At 73.6% G+C, this 21050-nt stretch carries 12 protein-coding genes; 6 read left to right on the top strand and 6 right to left on the bottom strand.

Going from position 1 to position 21050, the window contains the following annotated elements; translation table 11 throughout:
- Positions 1-324: 324 nt before the first annotated feature.
- The gene (locus RM572_RS23610; RefSeq protein WP_311675420.1) at positions 325-1020 is read right to left on the bottom strand and encodes a DNA-3-methyladenine glycosylase; all 696 of its coding nucleotides are present in this window, start codon (positions 1018-1020) and stop codon (positions 325-327) included.
- A gap of 123 nt (positions 1021-1143) precedes the next feature.
- On the opposite strand from RM572_RS23610, the gene RM572_RS23605 reads away from it, so the two are divergent.
- Positions 1144-1926, top strand: coding sequence for a sporulation protein (locus RM572_RS23605; protein ID WP_311675419.1), 783 nt, complete (start codon positions 1144-1146; stop codon positions 1924-1926).
- Positions 1927-2005: 79 nt separating this feature from the next.
- Here RM572_RS23605 and RM572_RS23600 read toward each other — a convergent pair whose 3' ends face one another.
- On the bottom strand, positions 2006-2437 hold the full coding sequence (locus RM572_RS23600; RefSeq protein ID WP_311675418.1) for a barstar family protein: 432 nt from the start codon (positions 2435-2437) through the stop codon (positions 2006-2008).
- Between the two features lie 179 nt (positions 2438-2616).
- Between RM572_RS23600 and RM572_RS23595 the strand changes: the two genes are divergently transcribed.
- Together RM572_RS23595 and RM572_RS23590 are read left to right on the top strand one after the other, a co-directional pair.
- On the top strand, positions 2617-3156 hold the full coding sequence (locus RM572_RS23595) for a YbhB/YbcL family Raf kinase inhibitor-like protein (protein ID WP_311675417.1): 540 nt from the start codon (positions 2617-2619) through the stop codon (positions 3154-3156).
- A gap of 218 nt (positions 3157-3374) precedes the next feature.
- Positions 3375-4091: a 4'-phosphopantetheinyl transferase family protein gene (locus tag RM572_RS23590; protein ID WP_311675416.1), complete on the top strand. Its 717-nt coding sequence runs from the start codon at positions 3375-3377 to the stop codon at positions 4089-4091.
- Positions 4092-4173: 82 nt separating this feature from the next.
- On the opposite strand, the gene RM572_RS23585 is transcribed toward RM572_RS23590, so the two are convergent.
- Positions 4174-5121 carry a methionyl-tRNA formyltransferase gene (locus RM572_RS23585; RefSeq protein WP_311675415.1) on the bottom strand — a complete coding sequence of 316 codons (948 nt, stop codon included), beginning with the start codon at positions 5119-5121 and terminating at the stop codon, positions 4174-4176.
- Between the two features lie 248 nt (positions 5122-5369).
- On the opposite strand from RM572_RS23585, the gene RM572_RS23580 reads away from it, so the two are divergent.
- The 3 genes from RM572_RS23580 to RM572_RS23570 all read left to right on the top strand — a co-directional run bounded on the left by RM572_RS23580 (position 5370) and on the right by RM572_RS23570 (position 8568).
- A complete protein-coding gene (locus tag RM572_RS23580) occupies positions 5370-6722 on the top strand; it encodes a lysine N(6)-hydroxylase/L-ornithine N(5)-oxygenase family protein (protein ID WP_311675414.1) in 1353 nt (450 codons plus the stop codon).
- Between the two features lie 62 nt (positions 6723-6784).
- Entirely contained in the window at positions 6785-6994 is a 210-nt protein-coding gene (locus RM572_RS23575; RefSeq protein ID WP_136184786.1) for an MbtH family protein, read from the top strand.
- Positions 6994-8568, top strand: a complete 1575-nt coding sequence (locus RM572_RS23570; protein WP_311675413.1) for an amidohydrolase — start codon at positions 6994-6996, stop codon at positions 8566-8568. Before RM572_RS23575 ends, RM572_RS23570 begins: the two co-directional genes overlap by 1 nt.
- 97 nt (positions 8569-8665) lie before the next feature.
- Here RM572_RS23570 and RM572_RS23565 read toward each other — a convergent pair whose 3' ends face one another.
- From RM572_RS23565 to RM572_RS23555, 3 genes are read right to left on the bottom strand one after another with little or no spacing between them, the layout of a single operon-like run.
- Complete coding sequence (locus RM572_RS23565; protein WP_311675412.1) at positions 8666-9685, bottom strand: 3-deoxy-7-phosphoheptulonate synthase; 1020 nt, start codon at positions 9683-9685, stop codon at positions 8666-8668.
- Positions 9685-11085, bottom strand: a complete 1401-nt coding sequence (locus tag RM572_RS23560) for a DHA2 family efflux MFS transporter permease subunit (RefSeq protein WP_311675411.1) — start codon at positions 11083-11085, stop codon at positions 9685-9687. Before RM572_RS23560 ends, RM572_RS23565 begins: the two co-directional genes overlap by 1 nt.
- Positions 11082-21050, bottom strand: a complete 9969-nt coding sequence (locus RM572_RS23555; RefSeq protein ID WP_311675410.1) for a non-ribosomal peptide synthetase — start codon at positions 21048-21050, stop codon at positions 11082-11084. The genes RM572_RS23560 and RM572_RS23555 overlap by 4 nt, the downstream gene beginning before the upstream one ends.

Below are 21050 nucleotides of genomic sequence, written 5' to 3'. Positions count from 1 at the left end.
TTCAAAGGAACCACGCCCCCACAAAACAGGGGGACGGGGTATCAACATATCTGGCGTTGACTTTTGGCACGCTGTTGAGTTCTCAAGGAACGGACGCTTCCATCGGAACCCTTTCACAGGCTCCTCCGGGCGCTTCCCTTCGGTGTGTTCACTACGTTAGCGGATTTCCCGTCCGGCTCAAAATCGAGCCATTCCGTCGGTTTACCGGCACGCCGATGAACCCCGGTGGGGAATCGTAGATAGTGGTGTAGCCGCCGAGGGGGCACCCTTCGCGCGACCTTGCGGTCGCGCAGCGGGCCGCTCGCTTCAGCGACTCGGTCAACGTTAGGCGTCCGGCGTCGCGGCGTCAAGTCGCCGCTTGCGCCGACGGGGTTGGTGGGCACGGTAGGGACTCACGGTCCGGTCCCCGGCGATCCAGAAACGCCAGGGGTGCGCCGCTCCGTCCCCTCCCACACCGGTCCGCGGCCCCGTCGTGACCGAGGCCGGGTCGGCGGGCCGTCCCGCGTGGACGGCGAGCGGTGCGGCGGGGTCGGCGCTGCACACGTCGGTTCCGTCCAGGGCCTTGTCGACGTCCAGGGAGGTCGCCAGGCGGGCCGGTCCCTTAGCCAGTTCGGCGTCGGTGCGGGCCGCCGGGCGCCGTTCGCGGGCCTGCTCGTGCCCCGTGAGGATCTCTCCCCCGCGCAGCAGCACCCCGGCCGCGCTCCCCTCGGGGCCGCAGACCAGGTTGAGGTTCCACCACATCCCGTAGATGAAGTAAACGTAGGCGTGCCCGCCGGGGCCGAACATGGAGGCGTTGCGACGGGTCCGGCCCCGGTAGGCGTGCGAGCCCGGGTCGCGCTCCCCCGCGTACGCCTCCACCTCGGTCAGGCGCACGGTGACGGGCCCCCGGGAGGTGCGGCGTACGAGGGTGCGGCCGAGGAGGGCGGGCGCGACCTCCAGCACGGGCCGGTCGAAGAAGGACCGCGGCAGGGGCGTCTCCGGGTCGGGCGTACGTGGCGTACCGTCGCGGCCGTCAGTCATGCGTCGGAGGCTACTGGACGGTTGCCGGACGTCTGGAACCGTCGCCGTCCCCGCCGCGTTCGTACCTGACGAGCGTCACGCACACACACGGGGGACGGGGAAACGTTCCCGGAGAGGACGAACATGGGCTTCAAGAAGCTGATGGCCAGCATCGGCGCGGGAGGCGCTTCGGTCGAGACGGTGCTCACCGAGCCGAACGTCGTGCCGGGTGGCGTCGTGCAGGGTGAGGTCCGCATCCAGGGCGGGTCCGTGGAGCAGCAGATCGAGGGCCTGTCCGTCGGTTTCCAGGCACAGGTCGAGGTCGAGGGCCAGGACACCGAGTACAAGCAGAACATCGAGTTCAACAAGCAGCGCCTGGGCGGCGCCTTCGAGGTGCAGCCCGGTGCGGTCCACGCGGTGCCCTTCAGCCTCGAGGTGCCGTGGGAGGCGCCGATCACCATGTTCATGGGCCGGCACCTGACCGGCATGCACATCGGCGTGGTCACGGAGCTGGAGATCGCGCGCGCCGTGGACTCCGGCGACCTCGACCCCGTGAACGTCCACCCGCTGCCCGCCCAGCAGGCCGTCCTGGACGCCTTCGGCGGGCTGGGCTTCCGCTTCAAGAGCGCCGACATGGAGCGCGGTCACATCCGCGGCACCCGGCAGCGGCTGCCCTTCTACCAGGAGATCGAGTTCTTCGCGCCGGAGCAGTACCGCGGCCTGAACGCGGTGGAGCTGAGCTTCGTGGCGGACCACCGCGAGATGGACGTCGTGCTGGAGATGGACAAGAAGCCGGGCCTGTTCAACGAGGGCGGCGACTCCTACCGCGCCTTCCAGGTGGACCTGGCGAACTTCCAGCAGACCGACTGGACGGCCTACCTCAACCAGTGGCTGTCCGAGGTCGGGGGCAAGCGCAACTGGTTCTGAGCGGAGCCTCCGCGGCACGTGACGCCGCCGCGGCACGTGGAGGAGGGGGCCGTCCCGCGGGGCGGCCCCCTTCGTGCGTTCACCCCAGGAGTGCGGCCAGCGGGGACTCCCGGACGGCCCAGTAGCCGGCGGCCGCGCCCATGACCCCGGCGGCGCTGTCGGCCTCCTGCGGGGCGGCGTACTGGAACTCGGGCCAGCCGCTCGCAAGGATCAGGTAGCCGCGGGGTTCGCCCAGCCACGACAGATCCGTGAGCCGGTCGGCCAGGGCGTCCCAGTCGCCGTCCAGCGGCCCGTCGAGTTCCAGGCCGTCGGCGCAGCGGGCGAGGAAGCCGGCGCGGTCCGTCACTCCGTCGAGGTCCACCACGGCGGCGTACCAGTCCTCCGCCTGTGCCTGGAGGATTACGTCCGGGCCCACCGATGCGGTGCGGTACACGCCCGGCGGCACGGTTCCGTCGAAGAGGCCGCTCAGGCCGCCCTCGGGCAGTTCAGGCAGTTGTGCGGAGCTGGTCACTGTTGCACCACCGTTGTGAGGTTGTCCTACTGGTAGAGGGGGTCGCGGCGGATCGCGCCCACCGGGCGGTGGGGAGCCGCCGAGCACTTTCGTAGCACCCGCACATGCTGTCAGCCTGCGGCTCGTCCGCTCGTTAGGCTGGCCGATGCAGCGATTCGCTCGATGAGGAGGATCTCGACGTGACCGAGCAGAAGCGGCGTCCGCTCCCGCACGACCATCACCCGCCGGTGGCCTCGTTCACCGTGACGAGTGACGACGTGTCGGAAGGGCGGCGGCTGAAGGCCGATCAGGTGTACTCCGGGGGCAACGTCTCTCCCCATCTGCGCTGGGAGGGTTTCCCGGAAGGGACGAGCAGCTTCGCCGTCACCTGCTTCGACCCGGACGCACCGACCGGCAGCGGTTTCTGGCACTGGACGGTGTTCGACATTCCGGCGGACGTCACCGAACTGCCCGCGGGGGCGGGGACCGGCGACATGAAGGGTCTCCCCGAGGGCGCGGTGCACGTGCGGAACGACTACGGCACGCGGGACTTCGGCGGCGCCAACCCGCCGCCCGGCGACGGCCCGCACCGGTACGTGTTCACCGTGTACGCGGTGGAGGACGAGAAGCTGGGGGCGGACGCGGACGCGAGTCCGGCCGTGGTCGGCTTCAACCTGCGCTTCAAGGCGATCGGCCGGGCGCACATCGTCGGCGAGCACGAGGTGCCGGCCCAGGGCTGAGGCGGCCCCGCCGGAAATTGCGTTGCGCCCCCGCGGCCCCGGAGCGCACTGTGGTCGACGGGCAGTCGGCACCGCAGGCGCGGGGGCGGCGGGGCGCTCGTGTCTGCGCCCGTCGTCTGCCGGAGTCCGGCCGGGGGCCGGGCGACCGCGCCGGCTGCCCGCTCGCTTCCCTCTCACCCGCGCGCGTCGACGGAGGGACCCGGTCGTACGATCGCACGATGTCCTCCCCGTCACCCGCCGTCGCCTGGCTGTCCCCCGAGCGAGCCGCACCTTCTCCGCTGTGGGGGGCTTCGCCCGCCTCCGTGTCGCTGTGGCTGGTGCGCGTCTCCGAGCACGCCCCCGTGCTCACGGGGGTGCCGGAGGTGCTGGACGCGCAGGAGCGCGCGCGGGTCGCCGCTCTCGTCCGGCAGGAGGACCGCGACCGCTACGTCGTGGCGCACCTCGCGCTGCGGCGGCTGCTGGGCGGCGCGCTGAACGTCGCGCCCGCCGAGGTGGAGGTGCTGCGCGAGCCGTGCGCCGGCTGCGGGGGCCCGCACGGCCGGCCCGTCGTGCGGGAACCGGGGGTGCACTTCTCGCTCTCACACGCCGGGGACCTGGTGCTGCTGGGCTTCGCGGGGGTTCCCGTCGGGGTCGATGTGGAAGAGGTGCCCGACGCCGGGGCGGTGGCGGAGATGACCTCGTTCCTGCACCCCCGTGAGCGTGCGGAGCTCGCCGCACTGCCCGCCGGGGAGCGGCCGGAGGCGTTCGCCCGCTGCTGGACCCGCAAGGAGGCGTACCTGAAGGCGACCGGTACGGGACTCGTCGAGGACCCGTCGGTGACGTGCGTCGGCGCGGGCGGTGAGCCCGCCGAACTCGGGGGCTGGCGTGTCACCGACCTGGAGGCGCCGGCCGGCGGATACGCGGCGGCCTGGGCCGTGCGGCGGGAGAAGGGGTAGGGCGCGCGTCGCCCGTGCCGTCCGTCCGCCCCCTCGGGTGGGGTGGGCGGACGGACGACGCGGTGCGTGGGTGCCGCCGTACTCAGGCGCGGCTGGTCAGGTAGCCGCCCATGGAGGTGAAGTACTCGGTCGCGGGCAGTTCCCGGCCGTCCGCGGTCCGCACGCGGGTGACGGCGAGGCCGTGGTTGCGGCCGGTGCGGGCGTCCGCGCCCGCGACGATCACCACGCCCTCGCCCTCGCGGTAGAAGATGCGGCCGGGAGTGCCGCCGTAGCGCCCCTCGGAGACGACGGCGGAGACGACTTCGAGGCGCTGTCCCCGGTGGAAGGTGAACGCCGCCGGGTAGGGGGCGGACTGGGCGCGGACGAGGCGCTCGAGATCGGCGGCGGGCCAGTTCCAGTCGATGCGGATGTCCTCCTCGGCACGCTTGTGGAAGAAGGTGGCCCGGGAGCGGTCCTGCTTGGTGAACTCGGCCTGTCCGGAGGCGATGAGGTCGAGGGCGCCGGTCGTGACGGGGGCGATGAGGTCGACGGTCTTGTGGAACAGGTCCGTGGCCGTGTCGGCCGGTTCGACGGTCACGGCGCGCTGGAGGACGATGTCACCGGCGTCGAGCTGCTCGTCCATCATGTGGGCGGTGACGCCGACTTCCGGCTCGCCGTTGATGAGCGCCCAGATCAGCGGCGAGAAGCCGGCGTACTTGGGCAGCAGCGAGTCGTGGACGTTGAGTGTGCCGTGGCGGGGCAGGGTGTAGATGCGCGGGGGTATCCACGTGCGCCAGTTGTTGGCCACGATGATGTCCGGGGCCGCGTCCTCGAGGCGCGCGAACAGCTCGTCGTCGTCGGGCCGGTTGCGGATGATCGTCGGGATGCCGTGTTCCTCGGCCAGGTCGGCGACCGAGTCGCTCCAGATCTTCTCGTAGGCGTGTTCGCTCTTGGGGTGCGTCACGACCGTCACGACGTCGTGCTCGGAGTCCAGGAGCGCTTGCAGCGTGCGGTGGCCCCAGGTCTGATAGCCGAACATGACGACCCGCATAGAGGTTCCTCCTCGAAGAGCGATGCAAACGGTCGACAAGTAAAGCAAGGCTTACCTTAGGGTGCAACGCGCCCCCGAACCAGGGCCGTTTACCACGTGACGCCCCAATAGTCCGCTTCGCCCCGTCGACACGGGGGTCAGATCAGGTTAGCTTTACCTAAGTTCGCTCGGCCGCCTGTCAACCGGCGTGCCCTGAGCGCCCCGTTCCCCACGCCTGACCGGCGGCTGTCCCGCACGATGGGAGTGACATGTCTCAGGTTCTTCCTGGTGACGCACCTGTGATCCACGACCTCATTGGCGTCGGCTTCGGGCCGTCCAACGTGGCCATGGCCCTTGCGCTCAGCGAGCACAACGCGCGCGTCGGCAGGACGGAGGCGGTCACCTCCCACTTCTTCGAGCGCCAGCCGCGCTTCGGCTGGCACCGCGGCATGCTGATCGACGACGCCACCATGCAGGTGTCCTACCTCAAGGACCTGGTGACGCTCCGGAACCCGGCGAGCGAGTACAGCTTCCTGTGCTTCCTGCAGAGCAAGGGGCGGCTGATCGACTTCCTCAACCAGAAGACGATGTTCCCGCTGCGCGTCGAGTTCCACGAGTACCTGGAGTGGGCCGCGGCGAAGGTCGACGACATGGTCTCCTACGGCCACGAGGTCGTGTCCGTCGAGCCCGTCGTGCGCGACGGCACGGTGCAGTACCTGGACGTGACGGCCCGTTCGGGGCCGGACGTGGTGGTCCACCGGGCACGCAACCTGGTACTCGGCACCGGCCTGCGGCCACAGATGCCCGACGGCGTCGCCCGCAGCGAGCGGATCTGGCACAACTCGGAACTGCTGGGCCGGGTGGACGAGCTCGACGGCCGCCGGCCGTCCCGCTTCGTCGTGGTCGGCGCGGGGCAGAGCGCCGCCGAGAACGTGGCCTACCTCCACCGCCGCTTCCCCGAGGCCGAGGTCTGCGCGGTCTTCTCCCGCTACGGCTACAGCCCCGCCGACGACAGCAGCTTCGCCAACCGCATCTTCGACCCCGGCGCGGTGGACGACTACTTCGCCGCTCCCGACCCCGTCAAGCGCAAGCTGATGGACTACCACGGGAACACGAACTACTCGGTGGTCGACGTCGACCTCATCAGCGACCTGTACCGGCAGGCGTACCGGGAGAAGGTCCTCGGCGCCGAGCGCCTGCGCTTCCTCAACGTGTCCCGGCTCCTCGGGGTCGAGGAGGGGCCGGGCGGCGTGCGCGCGACCGTCACCTCCCTGGTCACCGGTGAGGAGACCGCGCTGGAGGCGGACGTCGTCGTCTGCGCCACCGGCTACCGGCCCGCGGATCCGCTCGGCGTCCTCGGCGAAGTCGGCGACCTCTGCCGCCGGGACGAGCACGGCCGTGTCCGCGTCGACCGCGACTACCGCATCGCCACCGAGGACGCGTTGCGCTGCGGCATCTACCTTCAGGGCGGCACCGAGCACACCCACGGCATCACGTCGTCCCTGCTGTCCAACACGGCTGTCCGTGTCGGTGAGATCCTCGACTCGCTCCTCGCCGCAGAGGTGAAGTCCGCCGACGACGAGGCGCGCAACGTCGCCGACGAGGTCGGCTCCGCCCGGTAGGCTGTGCCCGGGCTCTGTCCGGCGCCGAGGAACGACACCGCACTCGAGGAGTCACGACACACATGAGCACGAACCCGTTCGAGGACCCGCAGGGCCGCTTCCTGGTCCTCGTCAACGACGAGGGCCAGCACTCGATGTGGCCCTCCTTCGCCGAGGTGCCCGCCGGATGGCGCACCGTCTTCGGCGAGGAGTCCCGCGACGCGTGCCAGGCGTACGTCGAGGAGCACTGGACCGACATGCGCCCGGCCGGCCTGGTCGCCCTGCAGCCCTGATGCTCTGCACGAGGCTGACCAACGCACGGTTCCTCACCATGGATCCGGCCCGTCCCGTCGCGCACGACCTCGGCGTCTGGCAGGGCCGGATCGTGGGCCTCGACGAAGCGGTCACCGCGCTGCCCGCACGCGAGGTGGTCGACCTGCAGGGTGCCACGGTGCTCCCCGGGTTCATCGACAGCCACGTCCACCTGGCGTGGGCCGGACGGAGGGCGAGCACGCCGAACGTCGCACCGTGCGAGCGGGTCGAGGACGTGCTCGCCGTCGTGGCGGACGCGGCGGAGGCCGTCTCCCGCACGCGCGCATCCGGTGCCTGGGTGGAGGTCGCCGGATACGACCAGCGCTCCCTCGGCCGGCACCTGACCGCGGGGGAACTGGACCGGGTCAGCCGGGGACACAAGGTGTTCCTGATGCACGACTCCGGGCACGCCTGCGTGGTCAACAGCGCCGTCCTGGACCTGCTGCCGGCCGAGGTGCCCCACCAGGACGGCTTCCTGGCGGAGAGCGCCATGGCCGCCGCGCGCCGCCTGCGCCTCCCCTACTCGCAGGAGGAGATCGCCGACGCGATCGAGCACGCGGGCCGCACCTGCCGCGCCGAGGGCATCACCGCGTGCGCCGAGGCGGGCATCGGCGGTGGCCTGCTCGGTCACAGCCCCGTGGAGTTCGGCGCCTACCAGCTGCTGCGGGAGCAGGGGCGGCTGCCGCTGCGGGTCCAGCTGATGGCGGCGGCCGACACGCTGCGGCCGCTGGCCGCGCACCCCGACGACGGCATCCCGCGTGCCATGGACCTCGGTGTGCGCACCGGCTTGGGCGACGACTGGCTGTCCCTGGGCGCGCTCAAGGTCTACACCGACGGCGGCATGATGGCCCGCACGGCCGCGCTCACCGCCCCCTACGAGGGTTCCGACCACGACGGGCAGTTCCAGGACGACCCCGACCGCCTCTTCGACCTCATCGTGGACGGGCATCTCGCCGGCTGGCAGCTCGCCGTCCACGCGATCGGCGACCGCGCCGCCGACCTGGCGCTGAACGCCCTGGAGACGGCGCAGAGCCGCCGTCCGCGCCCCGATGCGCGCCACCGCATCGAGCACGCCGGGCTGATCCGCCCCGACCAGCTCCCGCGGTTCGCGCGCCTCGACGTCCATGCCGTGATCCAGCCGAACTTCCTGCGCTACTTCGGCGACGACTACGCGGCCGTGATGGGAGAGCGGCGCGCCCCGTGGCTGTACCGGGGCCGGGGATTCCTCGACCACGGGGTCCGGGTCGTCGGCAGCTCGGACCGGCCGGTCACCGACGGATCACCGCTCCGGGCCGTCCAGTTCATGGTCGAACGCGCCACGCTCTCGGGGCGGTCGGTCGGTCCCAACGAGGGCCTCACCGTCCACGAGGCCCTGTACGCCTACACGGTCGCCGGCGCGTACGCCTGCCGCTGGGAGGACCGCGCGGGCAGCCTCTCCCCCGGCAAGCGCGCCGACATGGTCGTGCTCGGGGACGATCCCCACCGGGTCGACACCTCGCGCATCGGCGACATCGACGTGGTCGCCACCTACGTGGACGGCGTCGAAGCCCGGTAGGCACCCCGCGAGGGAACGGGGGCCACGCGTCCGCAGGCGGAGAAGAGCGCCGCCGGGCGCCACATTCGTGGCGCCCGGCGGCTTCCCGTCGTTCCGGTCAGGGCCGTGCCCGGCGGCGACGGGCGGCCAGAGCGAGACTCTCGAGCAGCGGCTCGGTACGGGACCAGCCCAGGCAGGCGTCGGTGACGCTGAGGTCGCGGCGGGCGATGTCCGCCGCGATGTCCTGCCGGCCGTCGGCCAGGTACGACTCGATCATCACACCGACCAGGGCGGGGTCGCCGTCGGAGATCTGTGCGGCCACGTCGGCGACGACGGCGGGCTGGCGGTTGTGGTCCTTGCCGCTGTTGCCGTGCGAGGCGTCGACGACGATGCGTTCGGGCAGTCCGGCCGCCGCGAGGGCGGCACGGGCCTGTGCGACGCTCGCCCGGTCGTAGTTGGGGGTGGGCCCGCCGCGCAGCACCAGGTGGGTGTCGGGATTGCCGGTGCTGTGCAGCATGGTGAGGCGGCCGTCGGGGGACACCGCGGGAAGGGTGTGCTGGTGGGCGGCGGCCTGGATGGCGGCCACGGCGGTGTCCAGGCGCCCGGAGACACAGTTCTTCATGCCGATCGGCATGGGGAGCCAGGACGCCAGGTGGCGGTGGGGCTGGCTGGCGACGGTGCGGGCACCGATCGCGCCCCAGGTCACGGTGTCGGCGACGTAGGCGCTGAGGGCGGGATCGACGAACTCGTAGGCCAGAGGCAGGCCGGTGGCGGCCGCTTCGGTCAGGAAGGACCGGCCGACGCGCAGGCCGGTGGCCAGGTCGCTCTTCCCGTCGAGGCGCGGACTGGTGAGCAGCCCCGTCCAGCCCGCGACGGTGCGGGGCTTCTCCAGATAGGCGCGGAAGACCACGACCAGGTCGTCGGCGAGGCGCCGGGCTGCGGGAGCGAGCAGGTCCGCGTACTCCAGGGCCGCTTCGGGGTCGTGGACGGAGCACGGGCCGACGATCGCGAGCAGACGCGGGTCGCGGCCGGCCAGCACGTCGGCGACGGTCTCCCGGTGCTGCGCGACGGCCTTCTCGGTCGCCGCCGGCAGCGAGTGCGCGGTGGACAGATCGGCCGGTGTGGGCAGTGGATGCATCACGGCTTCCTAGCGTGGGTTCGGGGCAGCCTGGTGGCCCCGGCGGCGGCGAGCAGGCAGAGGCCGAGCACCCACCAGAAGGTGTCGGCGAACGCCTGGTCGATGTCCGTGCTCCGGGCGGCCAGCCGGTCCTGCAGCACCACGGCGAGCGCCGCGGTGCCGACCGAACCGCCCACGGTGTTGAGCAGGTTGAGGGCTCCGGAGGCCCGGGGAAGGTGCTCGGGTTCGATGCGGCTGTAGACGATGTTCATCACCGGTGCGCCGATCATGGCCATGCCGAGGCCGCGGACCAGCAGCGCCGAGGCGAGCACGGGGTCCGGCAGCCCCTGGCCGAGCTGGGTGAACGGGACGGTGCCCGCGAGGACCAGCGCGATGCCGGTCACCACCAGCGTCCGCGGGGCCACCGCTTCGATGGTGCGGTTGACCAGCACCGACCCGGCGGCCGCGCCCACCCCTTGGGGTGCGAGCAGCAGCCCGGCCTCCCAGGGCGAAAGGCCCCGGCCGGTCTGGAAGTACAGCGGCAGGAGGAACGCCGTGCCGAACACCGACGCTCCCAGCACGAGCAGCGCCAGGGCGGCGGCGCCGAACGGCGGCCGGGCGAACAGGCGGGGGTCGATGAGCGGGGTGCGGCGGGTGCGGAGCCCGTGCACCACGAAGCCGGCGAGCATGACCAGTCCGGCGGCGACACCGACGGCCGCGGGGACGGTGCGGCCGTGTGCGACCTCGGTGAGCCCGAGGACGAGTACGGCCAGACCGGGCGAGAGCAGCACGGCCCCCCGCAGGTCGAACGCGGTCCGCCGGTCCGACGGAGGCACCGCCGGCACGTACCGGCGGGCCAGCAGGATCGCGGCCGCGCCGATCGGGAGGTTGACCAGGAACAGCCACGGCCAGGGCGCCACGTGCAGGATGGAGCCGCCGGCCAGCGGGCCGAGCACCGGGGAGAGCAGCGGGACGACCGCGACGATGCTGATGACCCGTCCGGTACGGCCGGGCCCGGCGACGCGGGCCAGCAGCGCCTGGCCGGTCGGCGGCAGCAGTCCCCCGCCGAGGCCCTGGAGCACCCGGAACACGACGAGACTGGTCGCCGACCAGGCGAGCGCGCACAGCACCGAGCCGAGCAGGAACACGCCGACCGCCACGAGCCAGGTACGGCGCCCGCCGAAGCGGTCGGCCAGCCACCCGGACGCCGGAACGGCGGCGACGACGGCCAGCAGGTAGGCGGTGGTGACCCACTGGATGCCGGCCACGGAGGTGCCGAACTCCTCGGTGAGGGTGTCGATGCCGACGCTGACGATGGTCGCGTCCATGGTGGCCATGAACGTGCCGAGCACCAGGATGAACGCGATGCGCAGGAGCCGTCCGTCGACCCGCTCCGCCGGGGGCGCGGTCTTCTCGCTCATCGGCGCTCCAGGAGGTCGGTGACGTCGGTGTCCAGGTGGGCGCGCAGGGTGCGGAGCAGTTCGAGGAGCTCTGCGGCGAGCCCGTCGGCCTCCACTCCCGCCCGGCGGGCGAGCACACCGGTCCAGCCTGCGCCGTCCGGCATGACGGTCAGGGTCACCGGGTGGTGGGTGGCCTCGCGGAACCGTGTCCCGACGACGGTGAGCCCGGGGGCGGGTTCGCGCAGCCGGTCCGGGTCGACGGGGTAGTTCTCGAAGACCACCAGGCTGTCGAAGAGCCGCTGCCGCCCGGTGGCCCGCTCCACGTCGGGCAGGGCCACGTGGTGGTGTTCGACCAGGGCCCGCTGCCGGGCCTGGAGGCCGGCGAGGGTCTCGGCGAGCGTGCCGCGCAGCGTGGCCCGTACGGGCACGGTGTTGGCCAGCAGGCCGATGATCTCCTCGACCCCGTCCAGTTCCGGAGGGCGGCAGGCCACCATGGCGCCGAAGCAGACGTCGGTGTGCCCGGAGCGCCGGGCGAGCAGCAGTGACCAGGCGCCCTGGAGGAGGGTGTTGCGGGTCAGCCCGCGCTCGGCGCCGAGGGCGGTGAGGTCGGCGACCAGCTCGGCGTCGAAGGCGATGACGTCGGGGTCCTGCCAGGCGGGGCCGGCTTCACCGGCGTCGCTCAGGTAGTTCCCCTCGGGCAGGCCGTCCAGTTCGGCGGCCCAGGCGCCGAGGTCGGGTTCGTGGTCGGTGCGCCAGCGCAGGTAGTCGGAGAAGGGTACGGGGGCCGGGAGGTCCGGTGCCGTACCGCGCACGCGGGCGGTGTACAGGGCGAACAGTTCGGTCAGGATGCGGGGCGCCGACCAGCCGTCGGACAGGACGTGATGGCTGGTCAGGACCAGGTCGGCGCGGTCGTGTCCGTGGCGGATCACGGTCAGCCGGACGAGCGGTCCCGCGGTGAGGTCGAACCCTTCGGCCAGGTCCGCGGCCAGCACCTCGTCGGCCGGGTCGTCGGTCACGCGGCAGTCCGGCCGCGGCGCCTCGGGGATCACCGCCAGGTCGGCGGGGAAGACGGCGCCCAGGTTCGGGTGGCGGGCCAGCAGGTCGGCGCCGGCGGCGTGCAGGGCGTCGACGTCGAGCGGTCCGGCGAGGGAGAACGTCGACTGCACCGTGTACGGGTCGGGGCGTTCGCTGCGGGAGTGCCGCAGCATGACCTCCTGCAGCGGCGTGAGGGGTTGCACCTCCGCGGCCGGACGGTCGCCGTCGAGGGCCCTGATCTCCGGTGCGGCGGCGACGCGTCGGAGCGCGGTCCGCAGGTGCTCGGCCAGGCCGGCGATCTCGTCGGCGGTGAACAGCGCGGACGGCCAGGTGATCCGGACCCCGAGCGCGTCGTCGCGCACCAGGGCGTTGACCATGAGGCCGTGCGGCAGGGGCATGGCATCGGAGCCTCCCGAGCCGAGCGGGTCGGCGTCCGGCGGCGCCTGCCACGGCGTCTCCCGTTCCGGGGCGCCGGGGTACTGGCCGAGGTAGTTCCAGGCGATCTCCGGTCGCACGGGGTCGAGCAGACCGGCCGTGGTGAGGATGCCGTGGCCGAGGCAGTCGCCCTGGGCGCGCAGGCGCCGGGCGACGGCCTTGACGTCGTCGCCCGCGTCGAGCCGTACCGGGTGGACGGCGGTGAACCAGCCGACGGTCTGCGACAGATCGACCTGCGGCGGGCGGCCGTGGCTCTCCAGCGCGACGAGCAGGTCCGGCGTCCCGCGCCAGGCGCGGACGGCCTGGACGAGCGCGGTGAGCAGCGGGGCGTCCGGGGTGGTGCGGTAGGCGGCGGGCAGGGTCGTGACGAGGGCGCGCGTGGCGTCGGAGTCGAGGGCGATCTCGTGGTGGAGGGCGGTGGCCACAGTGTCCCGGGCGGGGTCGAGCGGCCCGGTGAGCGACGGTGTGGGGGTCATCTGCCGCCAGTGCGGCAGTTCGGCCCGCCGGTCGGCGTCGCGCAGCGAGCGCGCCCAGCCGAGGAACGACTGCCCGTGGCGGGCCAACGTCCCGCCCGCGTGGGCGTGTTCGAGGTCGTCCAGCAGGACGCGCCAGGACACGCCGTCGACGACGAGGTGGTGGGCGACGAGGACGAGCCGGCCGGGCCGGTCGGGCCCGGCATCGACCCACACCGCGCGCAGCAGCGGGCCGGTGCGCGGGTCCATCGTCGCCCGGGCCCGGTCGGTCAGGGAGTCGGTCAGGGCCCGGAGGTCGTCCGTCGCCCGGGCACAGGTCAGCACGTCCGCGGCGGTGACGGCGCCGGCCGGCGGGACGCGCAGCGCGTCGTCGGTCAGGTGCGCGCGGAGCACGTCGTGCCGGGCCAGCACGGCGTCCAGCACGGTCCGCCAGGTCGCCTCGTCGCCGCCGGGCGGCACGCAGACCTCCACCCACTGGCAGAAGCCGTCCGCGGCGGGCCCGGCCCGGTCGAGCAGGTCCCGCATGAGCGGCGTCAGCGGCGCGTCGCCGACGGCCGGGACGTCGTCGCCGTCGAGGGCGCGTGCGCGGGCGGCGATGCCGGCGACGGTCTCGCCCTCGAAGACGTCGCGGGCGGTCAGGCCGAGCCCCCGGCGGCGGGCCCGGGAGACGACCTGGAGCGAGACGATGCTGTCGCCGCCGATGGTGAAGAAGTCGTCGTCGGGGCCGATGTCGTCGGTGCCCAGGATGTCCCGGAAGACGGCCAGCAGCGCTTCCTCGGCCCCGGTGGCGGGTGCGCGCCGCGGGGCGGCGGCGGTCTCGGGGTCGGGCAGCGCGGCGGGGTCGAGCTTGCCACTGGGACTCAGCGGCAGGTGGTCGACCGGGACGAGCACGGTCGGCACCATGTGGTCCGGCAGTTCCGCCGCGAGGTACTCCCGCACCCCTGCCACGTCCAGGTCGGCGCCGTCGGTCGGGATGACGTAGCCGACGAGCCTGCCTTCCCTCAGGATCACGGCGCAGGCCCGGACGTCGGGGTGGCGGGTGAGGGTGGTCTCGATCTCGCCGAGTTCGACCCGGAAGCCGCGGACCTTGATCTGGTGGTCGGCACGGCCGAGGAAGACCAGTTGCCCGTCGGGGCGCCACCGCACCAGGTCGCCGGTGCGGTACATCCGCGTCCCCGGAGGGCCGAACGGGTCGGCCACGAACGCGGCGGCGGTCAGGCCGGGGCGTCCGATGTAGCCGCGGGCCAGGCTCGGTCCGGCGAGGTACAGCTCGCCCGTCACGCCGACGCCGACGGGCTGGAGTCCGCCGTCGAGGACGTAGGCGCGGACGTTGGGGTCGGGGCGGCCGATCGGCAGCGGGCCGGGGTCGTCCGGGTCGTAGTGCCAGGTCACGGAGTTGATGGTGACCTCGGTGGGCCCGTAGGCGTTGAAGAGCGCGCGGCGGCCCCCGCCCCAGCGCCGCGCCAGCTCGGGGTCGAGGCGTTCGGCGCCGACGACGAAGAACACGTCGGGGTCGACCGTACGGTCGTCCGGCATGGCGGCGAGGAACGACGGGAGCAGGTTCACTCCGGTGACGCGGTGTTCGACGATGTAGTCGAGGAGTTCGTCGCCGGGGACGCGCACCTCCTCCGGGGCGATCACGGAGGTGCCGCCGGACAGCAGCGGCACCATGGTCTGCCAGAACGCGACGTCGAAGCTGGTGGTCGCGAAGTGCAGGTACCGGTCGTGCTCGGTGACGCCGACGACCTCCTCCTGGAGGGCGATGAGGTCGGGCACGCCGCGGTGGGTGACGCCGACGCCCTTGGGGCGCCCGGTGGTGCCGGAGGTGTAGATGACGTACGCGAGCGCGTCCTCGTTGAGGTGGGCGCGCGCCTCCGCCGGGTCGGTGTCCGGTGCGGACGCGAGGGTGTCCGGGTCGTCCAGACGCAGCACCGGCAGCGCACGTCCGGGGGGCGGTTCGGCGCCGGTCGACAGGACGGCCGCCGGGGCGATGTCGTCGATCATGTAGGCCAGCCGCTCCTGCGGGTAGGCCGGGTCCATGGGCACGTACACGGCGCCCGCCTTGGCGACGCCGAACAGGGCCACCGTCATCTCGACGTCGCGTCCGACGAGGACGGCGACGGGGTCCTGGGGCCGCACGCCGTGCGCGATGAGGGTGTGGGCGAGCCGGTTGGCCTGCCGGTCCAGTTCGGCGTAGCCGAGGCTGCGGTCGCGGCAGACCAGGGCCTCCGCGTCGGGCTTGCGGCGCACCCAGCCGGCGAACTCCTCCAGCCAGTGGCCGCGTTCCTTCGCGGAGACGATCTCGGTGCCGGTGCGCAGGACGCGCTCCCGCTCCTCGGCGTCGAGGAGGGGCAGGCCGACGGCGGGACGCGCCGGGTCGTCGACGATCTCCCGCAGGAGGTGGTGCAGCCAGCGGGCGTAGTCGCGCACGGTCTGCTCGGTGAAGGCGTGCGGCTGGTAGCCGAGGCCGATCGTGATCTCGTCCTCCGGGATCACGATGACGGTCAGCGCGTAGTGCGTGGCGTCGGTGATGTCCACTCCGGCGAGGTCCAGCCCGGGGGCGAGGGGGGTGCGCTTCCGGCTGGAGAGCGGGAAGTTCTCCATCACCAGCATGGTGTCGAAGAGTTCGCCGACCCCGGCGTTGCGCTGGATCTCGGGCAGGCCGACGTAGTGGTGCTCGGCCAGGGTGACGCTCTCGTCGTGCACGCGGGCCATCACCTCGCGCACCGTCTCGTCCTGCGCGTGCCGGATGCGGACCGGGATGGTGGTGCCGAGCTGGCCGATCATCGATCCGACGCCGTCCACTTCGGCGGGCCGTCCCGAGACGGGACAGCCGAACACGACGTCGCGGCGTCCGGTGAGCTTGCCGAGCAGCAGGCCGTAGGCGGTCTGGAGCACGGTTGTCAGCGTGACGCCCTGCTCGCGGGCGAAGGCGCGGAGCCGGTCGCTGAACTCCCGTCCGAGGCCGGTGGTCACCCGCCCGGGCCGCTCGACGGCGGTCTCGGTGGTCGCGGGTGCGAGGCGGGTCGCGTCGTCCACGCCCGCCAGCGCGCCGCGCCACGCGGTCAGGGAGGCGTCCCGGTCCCGCCCTGCGAGCCAGCGGAAGTACTCCGACAGCGGGGGGCCGGCGGGCACGGCGGGGCCGCCGCCGAGTTCGGCGTAGAGGGCGAGGAGCGTGCGGCCGACCAGCGGCATCGACCAGCCGTCGAGCAGGGCGTGGTGGTTGGTGATCACCAGCTTGTGCTCGGCGGGTCCGGTGCGGGAGAGCAGGAAGCGGATCAGCGGGGGCTTCGCCGGGTCGAACGGGCGGGCCAGTTCGGCGCGGGCGGCCTCCGGAAAGCGGTCGTCCTGGGTCCACTCCAGGGTGACGTCGGCCGGGATCACCTGCACCACGTCGTCGCCGACCGGGGCGAGGTGGACGCGCAGCGCGGGGTGACGGCGCAGCAGTTCCCGTGCGGCCTCGGCCATCAGGGCCGGGTCCAGCGTTCCGGCGAGGGTGGTCACGGCCTGCACGACGTACACGTCGGTGTCCTGGTCGTCGCGGACCAGGGTGTGGAACGACAGCCCGACCTGGAGGGGCGTGGCGGGCAGGACGTCGGCGACGGGGCCGGTGCGTTCGAGGGTGTCGATCGCGGCCTGGTCGAGGGTGACCAGGGGCAGGTCGGACGGGGTGAGGCCGCCGGTGGTGTGCCGGGCGTGGTCGGCCAGGGCCTCCAGCGCGGCGGCCCATGCCGTCTGGAGGTCGCCGACCGCATCGGGGCCGAGCACCTCGCCGGCGGCGGTCCACTCGACGGCGAGCCGGGGCGCGCCCTCCTCGTGGACGAAGCAGTTGAGAGCCAGGACCTGTTCCAGCGCCTTGGCGTCCGGCTCGGTCACGGAGAAGGCGTCCTCCTCCGGGAGCCGCCAGCCGGGGGCGGGCGCGTCGGAGAACCGGCCGAGGTAGTTGAGCAGGACGTCCGGGGGCGGTGCGGCGGCCAGTTCGGGCCCGGCCGACGGGTCGAGGTGGCGCAGGACGCCGTAGCCGACGCCCGCGTCGGGGACGCCGCGCTTGGCCTCCTTGGCGGCGCGCAGCACCTGGCCGGTGCCGCCGGAGGCGGGGACGCGCAGCGGGTACTCGCTGGTGAACCAGCCGACGGTGCGGGACAGGTCGAGGTGTTCGCGGCCGTGGCCCTCCATGGTGACGGTGGTGGCGTCGCCGGTCAGGCCGAGGTCGCGGAGGGCGAGGACGAGTGCGGCGAGCAGCACCTCGTCGACGCCGGCGCGGTAGGCGGCGGGGAGGGTGGTCAGCAGGGCGTCGGTGACCTCCGGGGAGGCGACGGTGACCGACCGGCGCGCGGTGGCGACGGTGTCGCGGGTCTGGTCCAGGGGGCGGGCGCCGAGGCGCGGGGCGCTCTCCAGCGCGGCCCGCCAGTAGGGCAGTTCGTCCCGGCGGGCGCCGGACTCCCCCTGCTCGGCGAGGGTCGTGGCGTGCCGCCGCCACGATGTGCCGAGCGGGGCGAGGGTGCCGCCGGTGCAGGCCGTGTGGAGGTCGGGCAGCAGGATGCGCCAGGACACGCCGTCCATGGCGAGGTGGTGGACGACGACGACCAGCCGGTCCGGGGCGCCCTCGCCGGTCCGGACGAGGACGACGCGCAGCAGGTCGGCCGTGCGCGGGTCGAGTTCGGCGGCCAGGTCCCGTGCCAGCGCCGCCACGTCCTGGTCGTGGACCTCGCGGACGACGGCCGGGACGGATCCCGCGGGGAGCACGTCGAGACCGTCGCCGGCCCGCAGACGCAGTGCGTCGTGGTGGTCGAGCACGGCCCGGACGCCCGAGGCCAGCGCGTCGTGGGCGAGTCCGTCGACGCGGAGGGCGGTCCACTGGGCGTAGCCGGCGACGACGTCCACGTCGGGGTGCGGGTCGAGGAGTGCGCGGACGATCGGCGGCGCGGGGACCGGGCCGGTCGGTTCGTCGGCGGGCTCCGGGGTGTCCCGCACCGGAGTGGCGGATGCGGCCAGGGCGGCGAAGCTGCGGTTTGCCAGCAGGTCGCGCGGGCGCAGCTGGAAGCCGCGGGCACGGAGCCTGCTGCTGACGGTGATGGCGGTGATGCTGTCGCCACCGAGGGAGAAGAAGTCGTCGTCGACACCGACCTGTTCGGCCTCGAACACCTCGGCCAGGACGGCGCACAGCTGCCGTTCCGGTTCGGTGCTCGGCGCCCTTCCCCCGGTGGTGGCCGCGGGTGCGGGCAGGGCGGCGCGGTCGAGCTTGCCGTTGGGGGTGACCGGCAGCGCGTCGAGCACGACCACGGCGGCGGGCACAAGGTGCTCGGGCAGGCGCGCGGCGAGGTGGGCGCGGACGGTCTCCGGCGTGGCGGAGGAGGAGACGACCCAGCCGACCAGGCGTGCGGAGCGGACGGCGGCGGCCGCCGCCGTGACGGAGGGCACCGCGCCGAGCGCGGCCTCGACCTCGCCGATCTCCACCCGGTGGCCGCGGACCTTGACCTGTCCGTCGCCGCGGCCGAGGTACTCCAGACCGCGTCCGGGCACCCAGCGGGCCGTGTCGCCGGTGCGGTACATCCGGTCGCCGGGGGCACCGTACGGGTCGGCGACGAACCGGTCGGCGGTCGCGCCGGGCATGCCGAGGTAGCCGCGGGCCAGGTGCGGGCCGGCGAGGTAGAGCTCGCCCGTGGTGCCGTGCGGGACGGGCTGGAGCGCGTTGTCCAGGACGTAGGCGCGGGTGCCCGCGAGCGGCCGTCCGATCGTCGGCTCCTCGCCGGTGATCCTCGCGGTGGTGCCGTCGACCGTCGCCTCGGTCGGGCCGTACATGTTGCGGGCGGTGACGTCCGCTTCGGCGACCCGGCGCCACAGGGCGGGGGGTGTGGCCTCGCCGCCCAGGACCAGCAGCGTCGGCCGCAGGTCCAGCAGGCCGCCGTCGAGGAGCGGCACGGCCATGGACGGTGTGGTGTCCACCACGTCGATGCCGTCGCGGGCGTACGCGGCGAGGAGGGCGTCGGCGTCGCGGGCGGTCTCCGCGTCGTAGACGTGCAGTTCGTGTCCGCACAGCAGCCAGACCAGGTGCTCGAAGGCGGAGTCGAAGGCGAACGAGTAGGTGTGGGCGACGCGCAGGCGCCGGCCGGCGTCCCGTTCGGCCTCGGCGACGACGGTGGCCCGCTGGTGGTGCAGCAGCGCGGCGAGTCCTCCGGTGCGGACGAGTACGCCCTTGGGGCGTCCGGTCGACCCGGAGGTGTGGATGACGTAGGCGAGGTGGTCGGGGTGCCGGGGAGCGGCAAGTTCGGCGTCGTGCAGCGGCTCGCCGGACAGTCCGGCGGCCTCGTCGAGCAGCGTGCGCCAGGGCAGACCGTCGATCGTGCCGTCCGTCAGGACCAGCGCGGGGCTCGTGTCGGCGACGAGTTCGCGCAGCCGCTCGCGGGGGTGCGTGACGTCCAGGGGCTGGAACGCGGCGCCCGCGTCGAGCACCGCGAGCAGGGCGACCACCATGTCGGCGGAGCGGGGCAGGGCCAGGGCCACGACGTCGTCGGGGCCGACGCCGCGGGCGCGCAGGGCGCGGGCCAGTCGGTGCACCCGGCCGGCCAGTTCGCCGGCGGACAGCCGGTCCTCCCCGCAGACCAGGGCGGTGTCCCCGGGCCGGGCGGCGGCCATCGCGTCGAACGCGGCGGGCACGTCGAGCGGGGTGCCGGGCAGGGCGGGCGGGGTCCAGTCGGCCGGCAGCCGCCCGCCGTCGCCGGTGAGGGGGATGCGTCCCACGGGCAGGCCGTCGGTCAGCCCGGCCAGCAGGGCCCGCAGGCCGGTCAGCTTGCCGTCGACGGTGGCCTGGTCGTTGGTGCGGGCGTCGACCTCGAAGCCGAGCAGCAGGCCGCCGTCACGCGTGGGGAGGACGCTCAGGCCCATGTCCTCGGGCGGGCCGCCCGCGACGTTGCGCATCACTCCGGTGGCGCCGGCGAAGTCGATCGCCAGGTCGAAGGCCTTGAGGTTGATGCCGCGTCCGTGCAGCAGCGCGCCCGCGCCCGGGGCGCCGAGGTCGCGGGGCAGGTCCTCGCCCCGGTAGCGCTGGTGCTCGCGCATCTCGCGCATGGCGGCGGCGACGCGTCGGCCGAGGGCACCGAGGTCGTCCCCGCCGCGGACGGTCGTCCGCAGCGGCAGCACGTTCACGGCCATGGCGGGGGTGCGCAGTTCGGCGGAGCCGGCGCGGCACATCAGCGGGAGGGCGAACACCACGTCGGTGTGGCCCAGCATGCGGTGGAGGAAGGCGGCGTAGCAGGCGATCAGCGCCTCGCCCCAGGTGACGCCCTCGCGTTCGGCGTACGCGCGCAGTCGTGCCGTCTCGTCGGGCGTGACGACGGCGCGGGCGGTCAGGGTGCGGTCGGGCGGTCCGGCGGCGCTGCCGGTGTCGCCGAGGTCGGGCAGCGGGGTGAAGCGGTCGACCCAGTAGGCGCGGTCCTCGGCGAACCGCTCGCCGTCGCGGTAGGCACGGTCGCCCGCGACGATGTCGGTGAACGAGCCGAAGGGGCTCTTGGGTGCCTCGGTCCCGCGCACCAGCGCGGTGTAGCGGGCGGCGGTGCGGCGGGCCAGCATCGCGGCGCTGTAGCCGTCGAAGACCAGGTGGTGGCCGAGCTGGGTGTACCAGACCTCCCGGTCGGACAGGCGGATGACGGTGCGCGCGTACAGCGGCCGGTCCACCATCTCCCGGCACGCCTCACCGGCCCGTGCCCGTTCGGCTTCGACCAGGGCGTGGGCGGCGGCCGACGGGTCGGCCGCCGCTTGGACGTCGACGACCTCGGGCGGCTCGACGGGAGTGTCGTCGATCGTCTGCCGCGGCCCGTCCGGGGTGTCGTGGAACCGCAGCCGCAGGCTTTCGGCCTCCTCGGTGGTGGCCCGGACGGCTTCGACCAGCGCCTCCACGTCGACCGGCTCGGTGCCCGCTATCTCCACCACGTCGCCGACGAGGTAGAAGGGCGAGTCCGGCTCCAGACGCTGCGCGTTCCAGATCCCGGTCTGGGCGCTGGTCAGGGCGAGCAGCCCGTCCGGGGACACGGGTGAGGCGCTCAA

The sequence above is a fragment of the Streptomyces hazeniae genome (genome assembly GCF_031845485.1).
Lineage (GTDB): Bacteria > Actinomycetota > Actinomycetes > Streptomycetales > Streptomycetaceae > Streptomyces > Streptomyces hazeniae.
This window is presented reverse-complemented; position numbering and strand designations above follow the sequence as displayed.

What these genes read in the sequence shown, in the direction of transcription:
- RM572_RS23610 (WP_311675420.1), bottom strand. Translation starts at nt 1,020, where the DNA reads ATGACTGACGGCCGCGACGGTACGCCACGTACGCCCGACCCGGAGACG.
- RM572_RS23605 (WP_311675419.1), top strand. Translation starts at nt 1,144, where the DNA reads ATGGGCTTCAAGAAGCTGATGGCCAGCATCGGCGCGGGAGGCGCTTCG.
- RM572_RS23590 (WP_311675416.1), top strand. Translation starts at nt 3,375, where the DNA reads ATGTCCTCCCCGTCACCCGCCGTCGCCTGGCTGTCCCCCGAGCGAGCC.
- RM572_RS23585 (WP_311675415.1), bottom strand. Translation starts at nt 5,121, where the DNA reads ATGCGGGTCGTCATGTTCGGCTATCAGACCTGGGGCCACCGCACGCTG.
- RM572_RS23580 (WP_311675414.1), top strand. Translation starts at nt 5,370, where the DNA reads ATGTCTCAGGTTCTTCCTGGTGACGCACCTGTGATCCACGACCTCATT.
- RM572_RS23575 (WP_136184786.1), top strand. Translation starts at nt 6,785, where the DNA reads ATGAGCACGAACCCGTTCGAGGACCCGCAGGGCCGCTTCCTGGTCCTC.
- RM572_RS23570 (WP_311675413.1), top strand. Translation starts at nt 6,994, where the DNA reads ATGCTCTGCACGAGGCTGACCAACGCACGGTTCCTCACCATGGATCCG.
- RM572_RS23565 (WP_311675412.1), bottom strand. Translation starts at nt 9,685, where the DNA reads ATGCATCCACTGCCCACACCGGCCGATCTGTCCACCGCGCACTCGCTG.
- RM572_RS23560 (WP_311675411.1), bottom strand. Translation starts at nt 11,085, where the DNA reads ATGAGCGAGAAGACCGCGCCCCCGGCGGAGCGGGTCGACGGACGGCTC.